13 protein-coding genes and 2 pseudogenes are annotated in these 15,710 nt (G+C 52.5%); 10 read left to right on the top strand and 5 right to left on the bottom strand.

From position 1 onward, the window contains the following. The 3 genes from BFF42_RS25330 to BFF42_RS25320 form a co-directional block, all read right to left on the bottom strand. On the bottom strand, positions 1-155 hold a 155-nt coding region (locus BFF42_RS25330), incomplete at its 3' end, for an IS1 family transposase (protein ID WP_146759079.1). Positions 156-335: 180 nt separating this feature from the next. Beyond that, on the bottom strand, positions 336-1,619 hold the full coding sequence (gene gltA / locus BFF42_RS25325) for a citrate synthase (protein ID WP_000785834.1): 1,284 nt from the start codon (positions 1,617-1,619) through the stop codon (positions 336-338). A 205-nt stretch (positions 1,620-1,824) separates the two neighbouring features. Then, positions 1,825-1,932, bottom strand: coding sequence for a hypothetical protein (locus BFF42_RS25320; protein WP_001305582.1), 108 nt, complete (start codon positions 1,930-1,932; stop codon positions 1,825-1,827). A gap of 380 nt (positions 1,933-2,312) precedes the next feature. Here BFF42_RS25320 and sdhC point away from each other — a divergent pair, with 380 nt between their 5' ends. The 8 genes from sdhC (at position 2,313) to sucD (ending at position 12,201) form a co-directional block, all read left to right on the top strand. Continuing rightward, a complete protein-coding gene (sdhC, locus tag BFF42_RS25315; RefSeq protein WP_000263347.1) occupies positions 2,313-2,717 on the top strand; it encodes a succinate dehydrogenase cytochrome b556 subunit in 405 nt (134 codons plus the stop codon). Beyond that, the gene (gene sdhD, locus BFF42_RS25310; RefSeq protein ID WP_000254361.1) at positions 2,711-3,058 is read left to right on the top strand and encodes a succinate dehydrogenase membrane anchor subunit; all 348 of its coding nucleotides are present in this window, start codon (positions 2,711-2,713) and stop codon (positions 3,056-3,058) included. The genes sdhC and sdhD overlap by 7 nt, the downstream gene beginning before the upstream one ends. Further along, positions 3,058-4,824 carry a succinate dehydrogenase flavoprotein subunit gene (sdhA, locus tag BFF42_RS25305; RefSeq protein WP_000775540.1) on the top strand — a complete coding sequence of 589 codons (1,767 nt, stop codon included), beginning with the start codon at positions 3,058-3,060 and terminating at the stop codon, positions 4,822-4,824. Before sdhD ends, sdhA begins: the two co-directional genes overlap by 1 nt. 15 nt (positions 4,825-4,839) lie before the next feature. Further along, positions 4,840-5,556 (top strand): succinate dehydrogenase iron-sulfur subunit SdhB, encoded by a 717-nt coding sequence (gene sdhB / locus BFF42_RS25300; protein WP_001235263.1) that lies wholly within the window; start codon positions 4,840-4,842, stop codon positions 5,554-5,556. 300 nt (positions 5,557-5,856) lie between these two features. Then, positions 5,857-8,658 (top strand): 2-oxoglutarate dehydrogenase E1 component, encoded by a 2,802-nt coding sequence (gene sucA, locus BFF42_RS25295; RefSeq protein WP_001181473.1) that lies wholly within the window; start codon positions 5,857-5,859, stop codon positions 8,656-8,658. A gap of 14 nt (positions 8,659-8,672) precedes the next feature. Next, complete coding sequence (gene odhB / locus BFF42_RS25290) at positions 8,673-9,890, top strand: 2-oxoglutarate dehydrogenase complex dihydrolipoyllysine-residue succinyltransferase (protein WP_000099841.1); 1,218 nt, start codon at positions 8,673-8,675, stop codon at positions 9,888-9,890. 275 nt (positions 9,891-10,165) lie between these two features. Continuing rightward, positions 10,166-11,332: an ADP-forming succinate--CoA ligase subunit beta gene (gene sucC, locus BFF42_RS25285; protein ID WP_001048611.1), complete on the top strand. Its 1,167-nt coding sequence runs from the start codon at positions 10,166-10,168 to the stop codon at positions 11,330-11,332. Beyond that, positions 11,332-12,201, top strand: coding sequence for a succinate--CoA ligase subunit alpha (sucD, locus tag BFF42_RS25280; protein WP_000025458.1), 870 nt, complete (start codon positions 11,332-11,334; stop codon positions 12,199-12,201). Before sucC ends, sucD begins: the two co-directional genes overlap by 1 nt. A gap of 103 nt (positions 12,202-12,304) precedes the next feature. Here the strand turns inward: sucD and mngR are convergent, their stop codons facing one another. Then, the gene (gene mngR / locus BFF42_RS25275) at positions 12,305-13,027 is read right to left on the bottom strand and encodes a mannosyl-D-glycerate transport/metabolism system transcriptional repressor MngR (protein WP_039059083.1); all 723 of its coding nucleotides are present in this window, start codon (positions 13,025-13,027) and stop codon (positions 12,305-12,307) included. Positions 13,028-13,195: 168 nt separating this feature from the next. On the opposite strand from mngR, the gene mngA reads away from it, so the two are divergent. Together mngA and BFF42_RS25265 are read left to right on the top strand one after the other, a co-directional pair. Further along, the gene (gene mngA, locus BFF42_RS25270; RefSeq protein ID WP_005024514.1) at positions 13,196-15,112 is read left to right on the top strand and encodes a PTS 2-O-a-mannosyl-D-glycerate transporter subunit IIABC; all 1,917 of its coding nucleotides are present in this window, start codon (positions 13,196-13,198) and stop codon (positions 15,110-15,112) included. A gap of 17 nt (positions 15,113-15,129) precedes the next feature. Beyond that, a pseudogene (locus BFF42_RS25265) lies at positions 15,130-15,369 on the top strand (glycoside hydrolase family 38 N-terminal domain-containing protein); the annotation flags it as partial. 15 nt (positions 15,370-15,384) lie between these two features. Here BFF42_RS25265 and BFF42_RS25260 read toward each other — a convergent pair. Continuing rightward, positions 15,385-15,710 (bottom strand): annotated as a pseudogene (locus BFF42_RS25260) (IS1-like element IS1B family transposase); the annotation flags it as partial.

Genomic DNA, 15,710 nt, shown 5'->3' with positions numbered 1-15,710 from the left:
GTACCGGGCTGAGAGGCGGTGTAAGTGAACTGTAGTTGCCATGTTTTACGGCAATGAGAGCAGAGATAGCGCTGATGTCCGGCAGTGCTTTTGCCGTTACGCACCACGCCTTCAGTAGAGGAGCAGGAAGGACATCTGATGGAAATGGAAGCCACGCAAGCACCTTAAAATCACCATCATACACTAAATCAGTAAGTTGGCAGCATTACCTTTTTTAGAATATATGAATGTCCGATAGTGGATTTTATTTTTACAATTTTTTGTGTTTAGGCATATAAAAATTAACCCGCCATTTGAACGGCGGGTTAAAATATTTACAACTTAGCAATCAACCATTAACGCTTGATATCGCTTTTAAAGTCGCGTTTTTCATATCCTGTATACAGCTGACGCGGACGGGCAATCTTCATACCGTCACTGTGCATTTCGCTCCAGTGGGCGATCCAGCCAACGGTACGTGCCATTGCGAAAATGACGGTGAACATGGAAGACGGAATACCCATCGCTTTCAGGATGATACCAGAGTAGAAATCGACGTTCGGGTACAGTTTCTTCTCGATAAAGTACGGGTCGTTCAGCGCGATGTTTTCCAGCTCCATAGCCACTTCCAGCAGGTCATCTTTGGTGCCCAGCTCTTTCAGAACTTCATGGCAGGTTTCACGCATTACGGTGGCGCGCGGGTCGTAATTTTTGTACACGCGGTGACCGAAGCCCATCAGGCGGAAAGAATCATTTTTATCTTTCGCACGACGAACAAATTCCGGAATGTGTTTAACGGAGCTAATTTCTTCCAGCATTTTCAGCGCCGCTTCGTTAGCACCACCGTGCGCAGGTCCCCACAGTGAAGCAATACCTGCTGCGATACAGGCAAACGGGTTCGCACCCGAAGAGCCAGCGGTACGCACGGTGGAGGTAGAGGCGTTCTGTTCATGGTCAGCGTGCAGGATCAGAATACGGTCCATAGCACGTTCCAGAATCGGATTAACTTCATACGGTTCGCACGGCGTGGAGAACATCATATTCAGGAAGTTACCGGCATAGGAGAGATCGTTGCGCGGATAAACAAATGGCTGACCAATGGAATACTTGTAACACATCGCGGCCATGGTCGGCATTTTCGACAGCAGGCGGAACGCGGCAATTTCACGATGACGAGGATTGTTAACATCCAGCGAGTCGTGATAGAACGCCGCCAGCGCGCCGGTAATACCACACATGACTGCCATTGGATGTGAGTCGCGACGGAAAGCGTGGAACAGACGGGTAATCTGCTCGTGGATCATGGTATGACGGGTCACCGTAGTTTTAAATTCGTCATACTGTTCCTGAGTCGGTTTTTCACCATTCAGCAGGATGTAACAAACTTCCAGGTAGTTAGAATCGGTCGCCAGCTGATCGATCGGGAAACCGCGGTGCAGCAAAATACCTTCATCACCATCAATAAAAGTAATTTTAGATTCGCAGGATGCGGTTGAAGTGAAGCCTGGGTCAAAGGTGAACACACCTTTTGAACCGAGAGTACGGATATCAATAACATCTTGACCCAGCGTGCCTTTCAGCACATCCAGTTCAACAGCTGTGTCCCCGTTGAGGGTGAGTTTTGCTTTTGTATCAGCCATTTAAGGTCTCCTTAGCGCCTTATTGCGTAAGACTGCCGGAACTTAAATTTGCCTTCGCACATCAACCTGGCTTTACCCGTTTGTTATTTGGCTCGCCGCTCTGTGAAAGAGGGGAAAACCTGGGTACAGAGCTCTGGGCGCTTGCAGGTAAAGGATCCATTGATGACGAATAAATGGCGAATCAAGTACTTAGCAATCCGAATTATTAAACTTGTCTACCACTAATAACTGTCCCGAATGAATTGGTCAATACTTCCACACTGTTACATAAGTTAATCTTAGGTGAAATACCGACTTCATAACTTTTACGCATTATATGCTTTTCCTGGTAATGTTTGTAACAACTTTGTTGAGCGATTGTCAAATTAGATGATTAAAAATTAAATAAATGTTGTTATCGTGACCTGGATCACTGTTCAGGATAAAACCCGACAAACTATATGTAGGTTAATTGTAATGATTTTGTGAACAGCCTATACTGCCGCCAGGTCTCCGGAACACCCTGCAATCCCGAGCCACCCAGCGTTGTAACGTGTCGTTTTCGCATCTGGAAGCAGTGTTTTGCATGACGCGCAGTTATAGAAAGGACGCTGTCTGACCCGCAAGCAGACCGGAGGAAGGAAATCCCGACGTCTCCAGGTAACAGAAAGTTAACCTCTGTGCCCGTAGTCCCCAGGGAATAATAAGAACAGCATGTGGGCGTTATTCATGATAAGAAATGTGAAAAAACAAAGACCTGTTAATCTGGACCTACAGACCATCCGGTTCCCCATCACGGCGATAGCGTCCATTCTCCATCGCGTTTCCGGTGTGATCACCTTTGTTGCAGTGGGCATCCTGCTGTGGCTTCTGGGTACCAGCCTCTCTTCCCCTGAAGGTTTCGAGCAAGCTTCCGCGATTATGGGCAGCTTCTTCGTCAAATTTATCATGTGGGGCATCCTTACCGCTCTGGCGTATCACGTCGTCGTAGGTATTCGCCACATGATGATGGATTTTGGCTATCTGGAAGAAACATTCGAAGCGGGTAAACGCTCCGCCAAAATCTCCTTTGTTATTACTGTCGTGCTTTCACTTCTCGCAGGAGTCCTCGTATGGTAAGCAACGCCTCCGCATTAGGACGCAATGGCGTACATGATTTCATCCTCGTTCGCGCTACCGCTATCGTCCTGACGCTCTACATCATTTATATGGTCGGTTTTTTCGCCACCAGTGGCGAACTGACATATGAAGTCTGGATCGGTTTCTTCGCCTCTGCGTTCACCAAAGTGTTCACCCTGCTGGCGCTGTTTTCTATCTTGATTCATGCCTGGATCGGCATGTGGCAGGTGTTGACCGACTACGCTAAACCGCTGGCATTGCGCCTGATGCTGCAACTGGTGATTGTCGTTGCACTGGTGGTTTACGTGATTTATGGATTCGTTGTGGTGTGGGGTGTGTGATGAAATTGCCAGTCAGAGAATTTGATGCAGTTGTGATTGGTGCCGGTGGCGCAGGTATGCGCGCGGCGCTGCAAATTTCCCAGAGCGGCCAGACCTGTGCGCTGCTCTCTAAAGTCTTCCCGACCCGTTCCCATACCGTTTCTGCGCAAGGCGGCATTACCGTTGCGCTGGGTAATACCCATGAAGATAACTGGGAATGGCATATGTACGACACCGTAAAAGGGTCGGACTATATCGGTGACCAGGACGCGATTGAATATATGTGTAAAACCGGGCCGGAAGCGATTCTGGAACTCGAACACATGGGCCTGCCGTTCTCGCGTCTTGATGATGGTCGTATCTATCAACGTCCGTTTGGCGGTCAGTCGAAAAACTTCGGCGGCGAGCAGGCGGCACGCACTGCGGCGGCGGCTGACCGTACCGGTCACGCACTGTTGCACACGCTTTATCAGCAGAACCTGAAAAACCACACCACCATTTTCTCCGAGTGGTATGCGCTGGATCTGGTGAAGAACCAGGATGGCGCGGTGGTGGGTTGTACTGCACTGTGCATCGAAACTGGTGAAGTGGTTTATTTCAAAGCCCGCGCTACCGTGCTGGCGACTGGCGGGGCAGGGCGTATTTATCAGTCCACCACTAACGCCCACATTAACACTGGCGACGGCGTCGGCATGGCTATCCGCGCAGGCGTACCGGTGCAGGATATGGAAATGTGGCAGTTCCACCCGACCGGTATTGCCGGTGCGGGCGTACTGGTCACCGAAGGTTGCCGTGGTGAAGGCGGTTATCTGCTGAACAAACATGGCGAACGCTTTATGGAGCGTTATGCGCCGAACGCCAAAGACCTGGCGGGCCGTGATGTGGTGGCGCGTTCCATCATGATCGAAATCCGTGAAGGTCGCGGCTGTGATGGTCCGTGGGGGCCACACGCGAAACTGAAACTCGACCACCTGGGTAAAGAAGTTCTCGAATCCCGTCTGCCGGGCATCCTGGAACTCTCCCGTACCTTCGCTCACGTCGATCCGGTGAAAGAGCCGATCCCGGTTATCCCAACCTGTCATTACATGATGGGCGGTATTCCGACCAAAGTGACCGGTCAGGCGCTGACTGTGAATGAGAAAGGCGAAGATGTGGTTGTTCCGGGACTGTTTGCCGTTGGTGAAATCGCTTGTGTATCGGTACACGGCGCTAACCGTCTGGGCGGCAACTCGCTGCTGGACCTGGTGGTCTTTGGTCGTGCGGCAGGTCTGCATCTGCAAGAGTCTATCGCCGAGCAGGGCGCATTGCGCGATGCCAGCGAGTCTGATGTTGAAGCATCTCTGGATCGTCTGAACCGCTGGAACAATAATCGTAATGGTGAAGATCCGGTGGCGATTCGTAAAGCGCTGCAAGAATGTATGCAGCATAACTTCTCGGTCTTCCGTGAAGGTGATGCGATGGCGAAAGGGCTTGAGCAGTTGAAAGTTATCCGCGAGCGTCTGAAAAATGCCCGTCTGGATGACACTTCCAGCGAGTTCAACACCCAGCGCGTTGAGTGCCTGGAACTGGATAACCTGATGGAAACGGCGTATGCAACGGCTGTTTCTGCCAACTTCCGTACCGAAAGCCGTGGCGCGCATAGCCGCTTCGACTTCCCGGATCGTGATGATGAAAACTGGCTGTGCCACTCCCTGTATCTGCCAGAGTCGGAATCCATGACGCGCCGAAGCGTCAACATGGAACCGAAACTGCGCCCGGCATTCCCGCCGAAGATTCGTACTTACTAATGCGGAGACAGGAAAATGAGACTCGAGTTTTCAATTTATCGCTATAACCCGGATGTTGATGATGCTCCGCGTATGCAGGATTACACCCTGGAAGCGGAAGAAGGTCGCGACATGATGCTGCTGGATGCGCTTATCCAGCTGAAAGAGAAAGATCCCAGCCTGTCGTTCCGCCGCTCCTGTCGTGAAGGTGTGTGCGGTTCCGACGGTCTGAACATGAACGGCAAGAATGGTCTGGCCTGTATTACCCCGATTTCGGCACTCAACCAGCCGGGCAAGAAGATTGTGATTCGCCCGCTGCCAGGTTTACCGGTGATCCGCGATTTGGTGGTAGACATGGGACAATTCTATGCGCAATATGAGAAAATTAAGCCTTACCTGTTGAATAATGGACAAAATCCGCCAGCTCGCGAGCATTTACAGATGCCAGAGCAGCGCGAAAAACTCGACGGGCTGTATGAATGTATTCTCTGCGCATGTTGTTCAACCTCTTGTCCGTCTTTCTGGTGGAATCCCGATAAGTTTATCGGCCCGGCAGGCTTGTTAGCGGCATATCGTTTCCTGATCGATAGCCGTGATACCGAGACTGACAGCCGCCTCGACGGTTTGAGCGATGCATTCAGCGTATTCCGCTGTCACAGCATCATGAACTGCGTCAGTGTATGTCCGAAGGGGCTGAACCCGACGCGCGCCATCGGCCATATCAAGTCGATGTTGTTGCAACGTAATGCGTAAACCGTAGGCCTGATAAGACGCGCAAGCGTCGCATCAGGCAACCAGTGCCGGATGCGGCGTGAACGCCTTATCCGGCCTACAAGTCATTACCCGTAGGCCTGATAAGCGCAGCGCATCAGGCGTAACAAAGAAATGCAGGAAATCTTTAAAAACTGCCCCTGACACTAAGACAGTTTTTAAAGGTTCCTTCGCGAGCCACTACGTAGACAAGAGCTCGCAAGTGAACCCCGGCACGCACATCACTGTGCGTGGTAGTATCCACGGCGAAGTAAGCATAAAAAAGATGCTTAAGGGATCACGATGCAGAACAGCGCTTTGAAAGCCTGGTTGGACTCTTCTTACCTCTCTGGCGCAAACCAGAGCTGGATAGAACAGCTCTATGAAGACTTCTTAACCGATCCTGACTCGGTTGACGCTAACTGGCGTTCGACGTTCCAGCAGTTACCTGGTACGGGAGTCAAACCGGATCAATTCCACTCTCAAACGCGTGAATATTTCCGCCGCCTGGCGAAAGACGCTTCACGTTACTCTTCAACGATCTCCGACCCTGACACCAATGTGAAGCAGGTTAAAGTCCTGCAGCTCATTAACGCATACCGCTTCCGTGGTCACCAGCATGCGAATCTCGATCCGCTGGGACTGTGGCAGCAAGATAAAGTGGCCGATCTGGATCCGTCTTTCCACGATCTGACCGAAGCAGACTTCCAGGAAACCTTCAACGTCGGTTCATTTGCCAGCGGCAAAGAAACCATGAAACTCGGCGAGCTGCTGGAAGCCCTCAAGCAAACCTACTGCGGCCCGATTGGTGCCGAGTATATGCACATCACCAGCACCGAAGAAAAACGCTGGATCCAACAGCGTATCGAGTCTGGTCGCGCGACTTTCAATAGCGAAGAGAAAAAACGCTTCTTAAGCGAACTGACCGCCGCTGAAGGCCTTGAACGTTACCTCGGCGCAAAATTCCCTGGCGCAAAACGCTTCTCGCTGGAAGGCGGTGACGCGTTAATCCCGATGCTTAAAGAGATGATCCGCCACGCTGGCAACAGCGGCACCCGCGAAGTGGTTCTCGGGATGGCGCACCGTGGTCGTCTGAACGTGCTGGTGAACGTGCTGGGTAAAAAACCGCAAGACTTGTTCGACGAGTTCGCCGGTAAACATAAAGAACACCTCGGCACGGGTGACGTGAAATACCACATGGGCTTCTCGTCTGACTTCCAGACCGATGGCGGCCTGGTGCACCTGGCGCTGGCGTTTAACCCGTCTCACCTTGAGATTGTAAGCCCGGTAGTTATCGGTTCTGTTCGTGCCCGTCTGGACAGACTTGATGAGCCGAGCAGCAACAAAGTGCTGCCAATCACCATCCACGGTGACGCCGCAGTGACCGGGCAGGGCGTGGTTCAGGAAACCCTGAACATGTCGAAAGCGCGTGGTTATGAAGTTGGCGGTACGGTACGTATCGTTATCAACAACCAGGTTGGTTTCACCACCTCTAATCCGCTGGATGCCCGTTCTACGCCGTACTGTACTGATATCGGTAAGATGGTTCAGGCCCCGATTTTCCACGTTAACGCGGACGATCCGGAAGCCGTTGCCTTTGTGACCCGTCTGGCGCTCGATTTCCGTAACACCTTTAAACGTGATGTCTTCATCGACCTGGTGTGCTACCGCCGTCACGGCCACAACGAAGCCGACGAGCCGAGCGCAACCCAGCCGCTGATGTATCAGAAAATCAAAAAACATCCGACACCGCGCAAAATCTACGCTGACAAGCTGGAGCAGGAAAAAGTGGCGACGCTGGAAGATGCCACCGAGATGGTTAACCTGTACCGCGATGCGCTGGATGCTGGCGATTGCGTAGTGGCAGAGTGGCGTCCGATGAACATGCACTCTTTCACCTGGTCGCCGTACCTCAACCACGAATGGGACGAAGAGTACCCGAACAAAGTTGAGATGAAGCGCCTGCAGGAGCTGGCGAAACGCATCAGCACGGTGCCGGAAGCAGTTGAAATGCAGTCTCGCGTTGCCAAGATTTATGGCGATCGCCAGGCGATGGCTGCCGGTGAGAAACTGTTCGACTGGGGCGGTGCGGAAAACCTCGCTTACGCCACGCTGGTTGACGAAGGCATTCCGGTTCGCCTGTCGGGTGAAGACTCCGGTCGCGGTACCTTCTTCCACCGCCACGCGGTGATCCACAACCAGTCTAACGGTTCCACTTACACGCCGCTGCAACACATCCATAACGGGCAGGGCGCGTTCCGCGTCTGGGACTCCGTACTGTCTGAAGAAGCAGTGCTGGCGTTTGAATACGGTTATGCCACCGCAGAACCACGCACTCTGACCATCTGGGAAGCGCAGTTCGGTGACTTCGCTAACGGTGCTCAGGTGGTTATCGACCAGTTCATCTCCTCTGGCGAACAGAAATGGGGCCGGATGTGTGGTCTGGTGATGTTGCTGCCGCACGGTTATGAAGGGCAGGGGCCGGAGCACTCCTCCGCGCGTCTGGAACGTTATCTGCAACTTTGTGCTGAGCAAAACATGCAGGTGTGCGTACCGTCTACCCCGGCACAGGTTTACCACATGCTGCGTCGTCAGGCGCTGCGCGGGATGCGTCGTCCGCTGGTCGTGATGTCGCCGAAATCCCTGCTGCGTCATCCGCTGGCGGTTTCCAGCCTCGAAGAACTGGCGAACGGCACCTTCCTGCCAGCCATCGGTGAAATCGACGAGCTTGATCCGAAGGGCGTGAAGCGCGTAGTGATGTGTTCTGGTAAGGTTTATTACGACCTGCTGGAACAGCGTCGTAAGAACAATCAACACGATGTCGCCATTGTGCGTATCGAGCAACTCTACCCGTTCCCGCATAAAGCGATGCAGGAAGTGTTGCAGCAGTTTGCTCACGTCAAGGATTTTGTCTGGTGCCAGGAAGAGCCGCTCAACCAGGGCGCATGGTACTGCAGCCAGCATCATTTCCGTGAAGTGATTCCGTTTGGGGCTTCTCTGCGTTATGCAGGCCGCCCGGCCTCCGCCTCTCCGGCGGTAGGGTATATGTCCGTTCACCAGAAACAGCAACAAGATCTGGTTAATGACGCGCTGAACGTCGAATAAATAAAGGATACACAATGAGTAGCGTAGATATTCTGGTCCCTGACCTGCCTGAATCCGTAGCCGATGCCACCGTCGCAACCTGGCATAAAAAACCCGGCGACGCAGTCGTACGTGATGAAGTGCTGGTAGAAATCGAAACTGACAAAGTGGTACTGGAAGTACCGGCATCAGCAGACGGCATTCTGGATGCGGTTCTGGAAGATGAAGGTACAACCGTAACGTCTCGTCAGATCCTTGGTCGCCTGCGTGAAGGCAACAGCGCCGGTAAAGAAACCAGCGCCAAATCTGAAGAGAAAGCGTCCACTCCGGCGCAACGCCAGCAGGCGTCTCTGGAAGAGCAAAACAACGATGCGTTAAGCCCGGCGATCCGTCGCTTGCTGGCTGAACATAACCTCGACGCCAGCGCTATTAAAGGCACCGGCGTGGGTGGTCGTCTGACCCGTGAAGATGTGGAAAAACATCTGGCGAAATCCCCGGCGAAAGAGTCTGCACCGGCAGCGGCTGCTCCGGCGGCGCAACCGGCTCTGGCTGCACGTAGTGAAAAACGTGTCCCGATGACTCGCCTGCGTAAGCGTGTGGCAGAGCGTCTGCTGGAAGCGAAAAACTCCACCGCCATGCTGACCACGTTCAACGAAGTCAACATGAAGCCGATTATGGATCTGCGTAAGCAGTACGGTGAAGCGTTTGAAAAACGCCACGGCATCCGTCTGGGCTTTATGTCCTTCTACGTGAAAGCGGTGGTTGAAGCCCTGAAACGTTACCCGGAAGTGAATGCTTCTATCGACGGCGATGACGTGGTTTACCACAACTATTTCGACGTCAGCATGGCGGTTTCTACGCCGCGCGGCCTGGTGACGCCGGTTCTGCGTGATGTCGATACCCTCGGCATGGCAGACATCGAGAAGAAAATCAAAGAGCTGGCAGTCAAAGGCCGTGATGGCAAGCTGACCGTTGAAGATCTGACCGGTGGTAACTTCACCATCACCAACGGTGGTGTGTTCGGTTCCCTGATGTCTACGCCGATCATCAACCCGCCGCAGAGCGCAATTCTGGGTATGCACGCTATCAAAGATCGTCCGATGGCGGTGAATGGTCAGGTTGAGATCCTGCCGATGATGTACCTGGCGCTGTCCTACGATCACCGTCTGATCGATGGTCGCGAATCCGTGGGCTTCCTGGTAACGATCAAAGAGTTGCTGGAAGATCCGACGCGTCTGCTGCTGGACGTGTAGTAGTTTAAGTTTCACCTGCACTGTAGACAGGATAAGGCATTATCGCCTTCTCCGGCAATTGAAGCCTGATGCGACGCTTAACGCGTCTTATCAGGCCTACGGGAAGCACCAATGTAGGTCGGATAAGGCGCTTGCGCCGCATCCGACAAGCGATGCCTGATGCGACACTTACGCGTCTTATCGGGCCTACAGGTGACCGACAATGCCCGGAAGCGATACGAAATATTCGGTCTACGGTTTAAAAGATAACGATTACTGAAGGATGGACAGAACACATGAACTTACATGAATATCAGGCAAAACAACTTTTTGCCCGCTATGGCTTACCAGCACCGGTGGGTTATGCCTGTACTACTCCGCGCGAAGCAGAAGAAGCCGCTTCAAAAATCGGTGCCGGTCCGTGGGTAGTGAAATGTCAGGTTCACGCTGGTGGCCGCGGTAAAGCGGGCGGTGTGAAAGTTGTAAACAGCAAAGAAGACATCCGTGCTTTTGCAGAAAATTGGCTCGGCAAGCGTCTGGTAACGTATCAAACAGATGCCAATGGCCAACCGGTTAACCAGATTCTGGTTGAAGCAGCGACCGATATTGCTAAAGAGCTGTATCTCGGTGCCGTTGTAGACCGTAGTTCCCGTCGTGTGGTCTTTATGGCCTCCACTGAAGGCGGCGTGGAAATCGAAAAAGTGGCGGAAGAAACTCCGCAGCTGATCCATAAAGTTGCGCTTGATCCGCTGACAGGCCCGATGCCGTATCAGGGACGCGAGCTGGCGTTCAAACTGGGTCTGGAAGGTAAACTGGTTCAGCAGTTCACCAAAATCTTCATGGGTCTGGCGACCATTTTCCTAGAGCGCGACCTGGCGTTGATCGAAATCAACCCGCTGGTCATCACCAAACAGGGTGATCTGATTTGCCTCGACGGCAAACTGGGCGCTGATGGCAACGCACTGTTCCGCCAGCTTGATCTGCGCGAAATGCGTGACCAGTCGCAGGAAGATCCGCGTGAAGCACAGGCTGCACAGTGGGAACTGAACTACGTTGCGCTGGACGGTAACATCGGTTGTATGGTTAACGGCGCAGGTCTGGCGATGGGTACGATGGACATCGTTAAACTGCACGGCGGCGAACCGGCTAACTTCCTTGACGTTGGCGGCGGCGCAACCAAAGAACGTGTAACCGAAGCGTTCAAAATCATCCTCTCTGACGACAAAGTGAAAGTCGTTCTGGTTAACATCTTCGGCGGTATCGTTCGTTGCGACCTGATCGCTGACGGTATCATCGGCGCGGTAGCAGAAGTGGGTGTTAACGTACCGGTCGTGGTACGTCTGGAAGGTAACAACGCCGAACTCGGCGCGAAGAAACTGGCTGACAGCGGCCTGAATATTATTGCAGCAAAAGGTCTGACGGATGCAGCTCAGCAGGTTGTTGCCGCAGTGGAGGGGAAATAATGTCCATTTTAATTGATAAAAACACCAAGGTTATCTGCCAGGGCTTTACTGGTAGCCAGGGGACTTTCCACTCAGAACAGGCCATTGCATACGGCACTAAAATGGTTGGCGGCGTAACCCCAGGTAAAGGCGGTACTACCCACCTCGGCCTGCCGGTGTTCAACACCGTGCGTGAAGCTGTTGCTGCTACTGGCGCTACCGCTTCTGTTATCTACGTACCAGCACCGTTCTGCAAAGACTCCATTCTGGAAGCTATTGATGCAGGCATCAAACTGATTATCACCATCACTGAAGGCATCCCGACGCTGGATATGCTGACTGTGAAAGTGAAACTGGACGAAGCCGGCGTTCGTATGATCGGCCCGAACTGCCCGGGCGTTATCACTCCGGGTGAATGCAAAATCGGTATCCAGCCGGGTCACATTCACAAACCGGGTAAAGTGGGTATCGTTTCCCGTTCCGGTACACTGACCTATGAAGCGGTTAAACAGACCACGGATTACGGTTTCGGTCAGTCGACCTGTGTTGGTATCGGCGGTGACCCGATCCCAGGCTCTAACTTTATCGACATCCTCGAAATGTTCGAAAAAGATCCGCAGACCGAAGCGATCGTGATGATCGGTGAGATCGGCGGTAGCGCTGAAGAAGAAGCGGCAGCGTACATCAAAGAGCACGTTACCAAGCCAGTTGTAGGTTACATCGCTGGTGTGACTGCGCCGAAAGGCAAACGTATGGGCCACGCGGGTGCGATCATTGCCGGTGGGAAAGGGACTGCGGATGAGAAATTCGCTGCTCTGGAAGCCGCAGGCGTGAAAACCGTTCGCAGCCTGGCGGATATCGGTGAAGCACTGAAAACTGTTCTGAAATAAATATCTGTAATAAGAAATAGCCCTCGCCGCTTCCCTCTACAGGAATGGCGAAGGGCTGTCGGTTTCGACATGGTTGGCCATCGTATGATGGCCTTTTTTGTGCTTATCGCGATGATTTTCGCTGCGCTATCAGGGTAAATTTATAGTCATCGGTATTAAAAGCGTTGCGGCTATATTCAAACACCCGACCATCAACTAAATATCCACGCGATATTTTTTCAAGAATCGGCTTTGTCTGGCTGATATTAAGCAGACGGCTCATCTCTTCGGTTGGCATCAGAGGAATGATTTCCTGTTCGCTACGATCGATAACCATCTTCTTCACTTCTTCAATAAAGTGATATTTCGAATTTTCCATGACCTGCCAGGTGAGATCCGGGAACAACGCAAGCGGCATCCAGGTTTCTTCCAGCGCCATTGGCTTTTGCTTGCGATAGCGCACGCGCTTCACATGCCACACACGATCCTGCGCGGTGATTTGTAGCTGTTGCTGAAGAAAATCGTCAGCCGGAATCACTTCAAATATCAGGACTTCACTGTGTGTATCGACGTGACGGTCCGACAGTTTTTCATCAAAACTGGTTAACTGAAAAATATCGTAATTGACCCGCTCTTCTTTGACGTAAGTCCCGCTGCCCTGAATGCTTTCGAGGATCTGCTGCTCGACTAGCTGGCGCAAAGCCTGACGCACCGTAACCCGGCTGACGCCAAACTCTGTTTGTAGCGCTGATTCAGTGGGTAACGCATCGCCAGGTTTAAGCTCGCCACGCGCAATTTGTTCACGAATGCGATCGGCAATCTGCCGGTATAAGGGCTTGTGTCCCATTTTTAGTATCTCATTAATACGAATTTAGCCATTATGCCCGATAAATTCATCCTGTAAATAATGCAAATACAATACAAATAATTTCAATCAAGTGAAATTGATCATATAATGGTATTGTTTTATCGGGCACACTGGCGCGACTATAAAAACGATCAAGTGAGGATCATGATGAATCTGACGACTCTGACCCACCGCGATGCGTTGCGTCTGAATGCGCGCTTTACCAGCCGTGAAGAGGCCATCCACGCGTTGACTCAACGTCTTGCTGCTCTGGGGAAAATTTCCAGTACTGAGCAATTTCTGGAAGAAGTGTATCGCCGTGAAAGCCTTGGCCCGACCGCCTTAGGTGAAGGGTTGGCTGTGCCGCATGGCAAAACTGCTGCGGTAAAAGAAGCGGCGTTTGCGGTCGCCACACTCAGCGAGCCGCTTCAGTGGGAAGGCGTTGATGGCCCGGAAGCAGTTGATTTAGTGGTGCTGCTGGCGATTCCCCCCAATGAAGCGGGTACTATGCATATGCAACTGCTGACAGCGCTGACCACGCGCCTTGCGGATGATGAGATTCGGGCGCGTATACAGTCGGCGACGACGCCTGATGAGTTGCTCTCGGCGCTGGATGACAAGGGAGGCACGCAACCTTCTGCCTCTTTTTCCAACGCGCCAACTATCGTCTGCGTAACGGCCTGTCCGGCGGGTATTGCTCACACCTATATGGCTGCGGAATATCTGGAAAAAGCCGGACGCAAACTCGGCGTAAATGTTTACGTTGAAAAACAAGGCGCTAACGGCATTGAAGGGCGTTTAACGGCGGATCAACTCAATAGTGCAACCGCCTGTATTTTTGCGGCTGAAGTCGCCATCAAGGAGAGTGAGCGTTTTAATGGCATTCCCGCGCTTTCAGTGCCTGTTGCCGAGCCGATTCGCCATGCAGAAGCGTTGATCCAACAAGCGCTTACCCTCAAGCGTAGCGATGAGACGCGTACCGTACAGCAAGATACGCAACCGGTGAAAAGTGTCAAAACGGAGCTGAAACAGGCACTGTTGAGCGGAATCTCTTTTGCCGTACCGTTGATTGTCGCGGGGGGCACGGTGCTGGCGGTCGCGGTATTACTGTCGCAAATCTTCGGGCTACAAGATCTGTTTAATGAAGAAAACTCCTGGCTGTGGATGTACCGCAAGCTGGGCGGCGGGCTGCTCGGAATTTTGATGGTACCGGTGCTCGCGGCCTATACCGCCTATTCTCTGGCAGATAAACCGGCGTTAGCGCCAGGCTTTGCGGCTGGACTTGCCGCCAACATGATCGGCTCCGGGTTTCTCGGCGCGGTTGTTGGCGGATTGATAGCCGGTTACTTGATGCGCTGGGTGAAAAATCACTTGCGTCTTAGCAGTAAATTCAATGGATTCCTGACTTTTTATCTCTACCCGGTGCTCGGTACGTTGGGAGCGGGCAGTCTGATGCTGTTTGTGGTGGGAGAACCTGTCGCATGGATCAATAACTCGCTTACCGCCTGGCTGAACGGTCTGTCAGGAAGTAACGCGCTGTTGCTGGGTGCCATTTTCGGTTTTATGTGTTCCTTTGACCTTGGAGGGCCAGTGAACAAAGCCGCTTATGCATTCTGCCTGGGCGCAATGGCGAACGGCGTTTACGGCCCGTATGCCATTTTCGCCTCCGTCAAAATGGTTTCGGCATTTACCGTAACCGCTTCCACGATGCTCGCACCGCGCCTGTTTAAAGAGTTTGAAATTGAGACCGGGAAATCCACCTGGCTGTTAGGGCTGGCAGGTATTACCGAAGGGGCGATCCCGATGGCGATTGAAGATCCGCTGCGGGTTATTGGTTCGTTTGTGCTGGGCTCTATGGTAACGGGCGCTATTGTCGGTGCGATGAATATCGGCCTTTCGACACCCGGTGCCGGCATTTTCTCGCTCTTTTTACTTCATGATAATGGCGCGGGCGGTGTTATGGCGGCAATTGGCTGGTTTGGTGCGGCATTGGTGGGGGCTGCAATCTCGACTGCAATTCTCCTGATCTGGCGGCGTCACGCGGTTAAGCATGGCAACTATCTGACTGATGGCGTAATGCCATAAACAAAAAGGAAACGACGATGAAAGCGGTATCTCGCGTTCACATCACCCCGCATATGCACTGGGATCGAGAGTGGTATTTCACCACCGAAGAGTCACGTATTCTGCTGGTCAATAATATGGAAGAGATCCTGTGCCGACTGGAACAGGACAACGAATACAAATATTACGTACTCGACGGGCAAACGGCGATCCTCGAAGATTATTTCGCGGTGAAACCGGAAAACAAAGACCGTGTGAAGAAACAGGTAGAAGCCGGCGGTAATGACTCCAAATTATTGATAGTGTTTTATGTTCAGATAATGCCCGATGACCTTGTCATGCAGCTCCACCGATTTTGAGAACGACAGTGACTTCCGTCCCAGCCTTGCCAGATGTTGTCTCAGATTCAGGTTATGCCGCTCAATTCGCTGCGTATATCGCTTGCTGATTACGTGCAGCTTTCCCTTCAGGCGGGATTCATACAGTGGCCAGCCATCCGTCATCCATATCACCACGTCAAAGGGTGACAGCAAGCTCATAAGACGCCCCAGCGTCGCCATAGTGCGTTCACCGAATACGTGCGCAACAACCGTCTTCCGGAGCCTGTCATACGCGTAAA

This window comes from Shigella sp. FC1661 (assembly GCF_001712525.1).
In the GTDB taxonomy this organism is placed as follows: domain Bacteria; phylum Pseudomonadota; class Gammaproteobacteria; order Enterobacterales; family Enterobacteriaceae; genus Escherichia; species Escherichia coli.
Note: the sequence above shows the minus strand (reverse complement) of the source record. Positions and strands in the feature narration are given on the sequence as shown.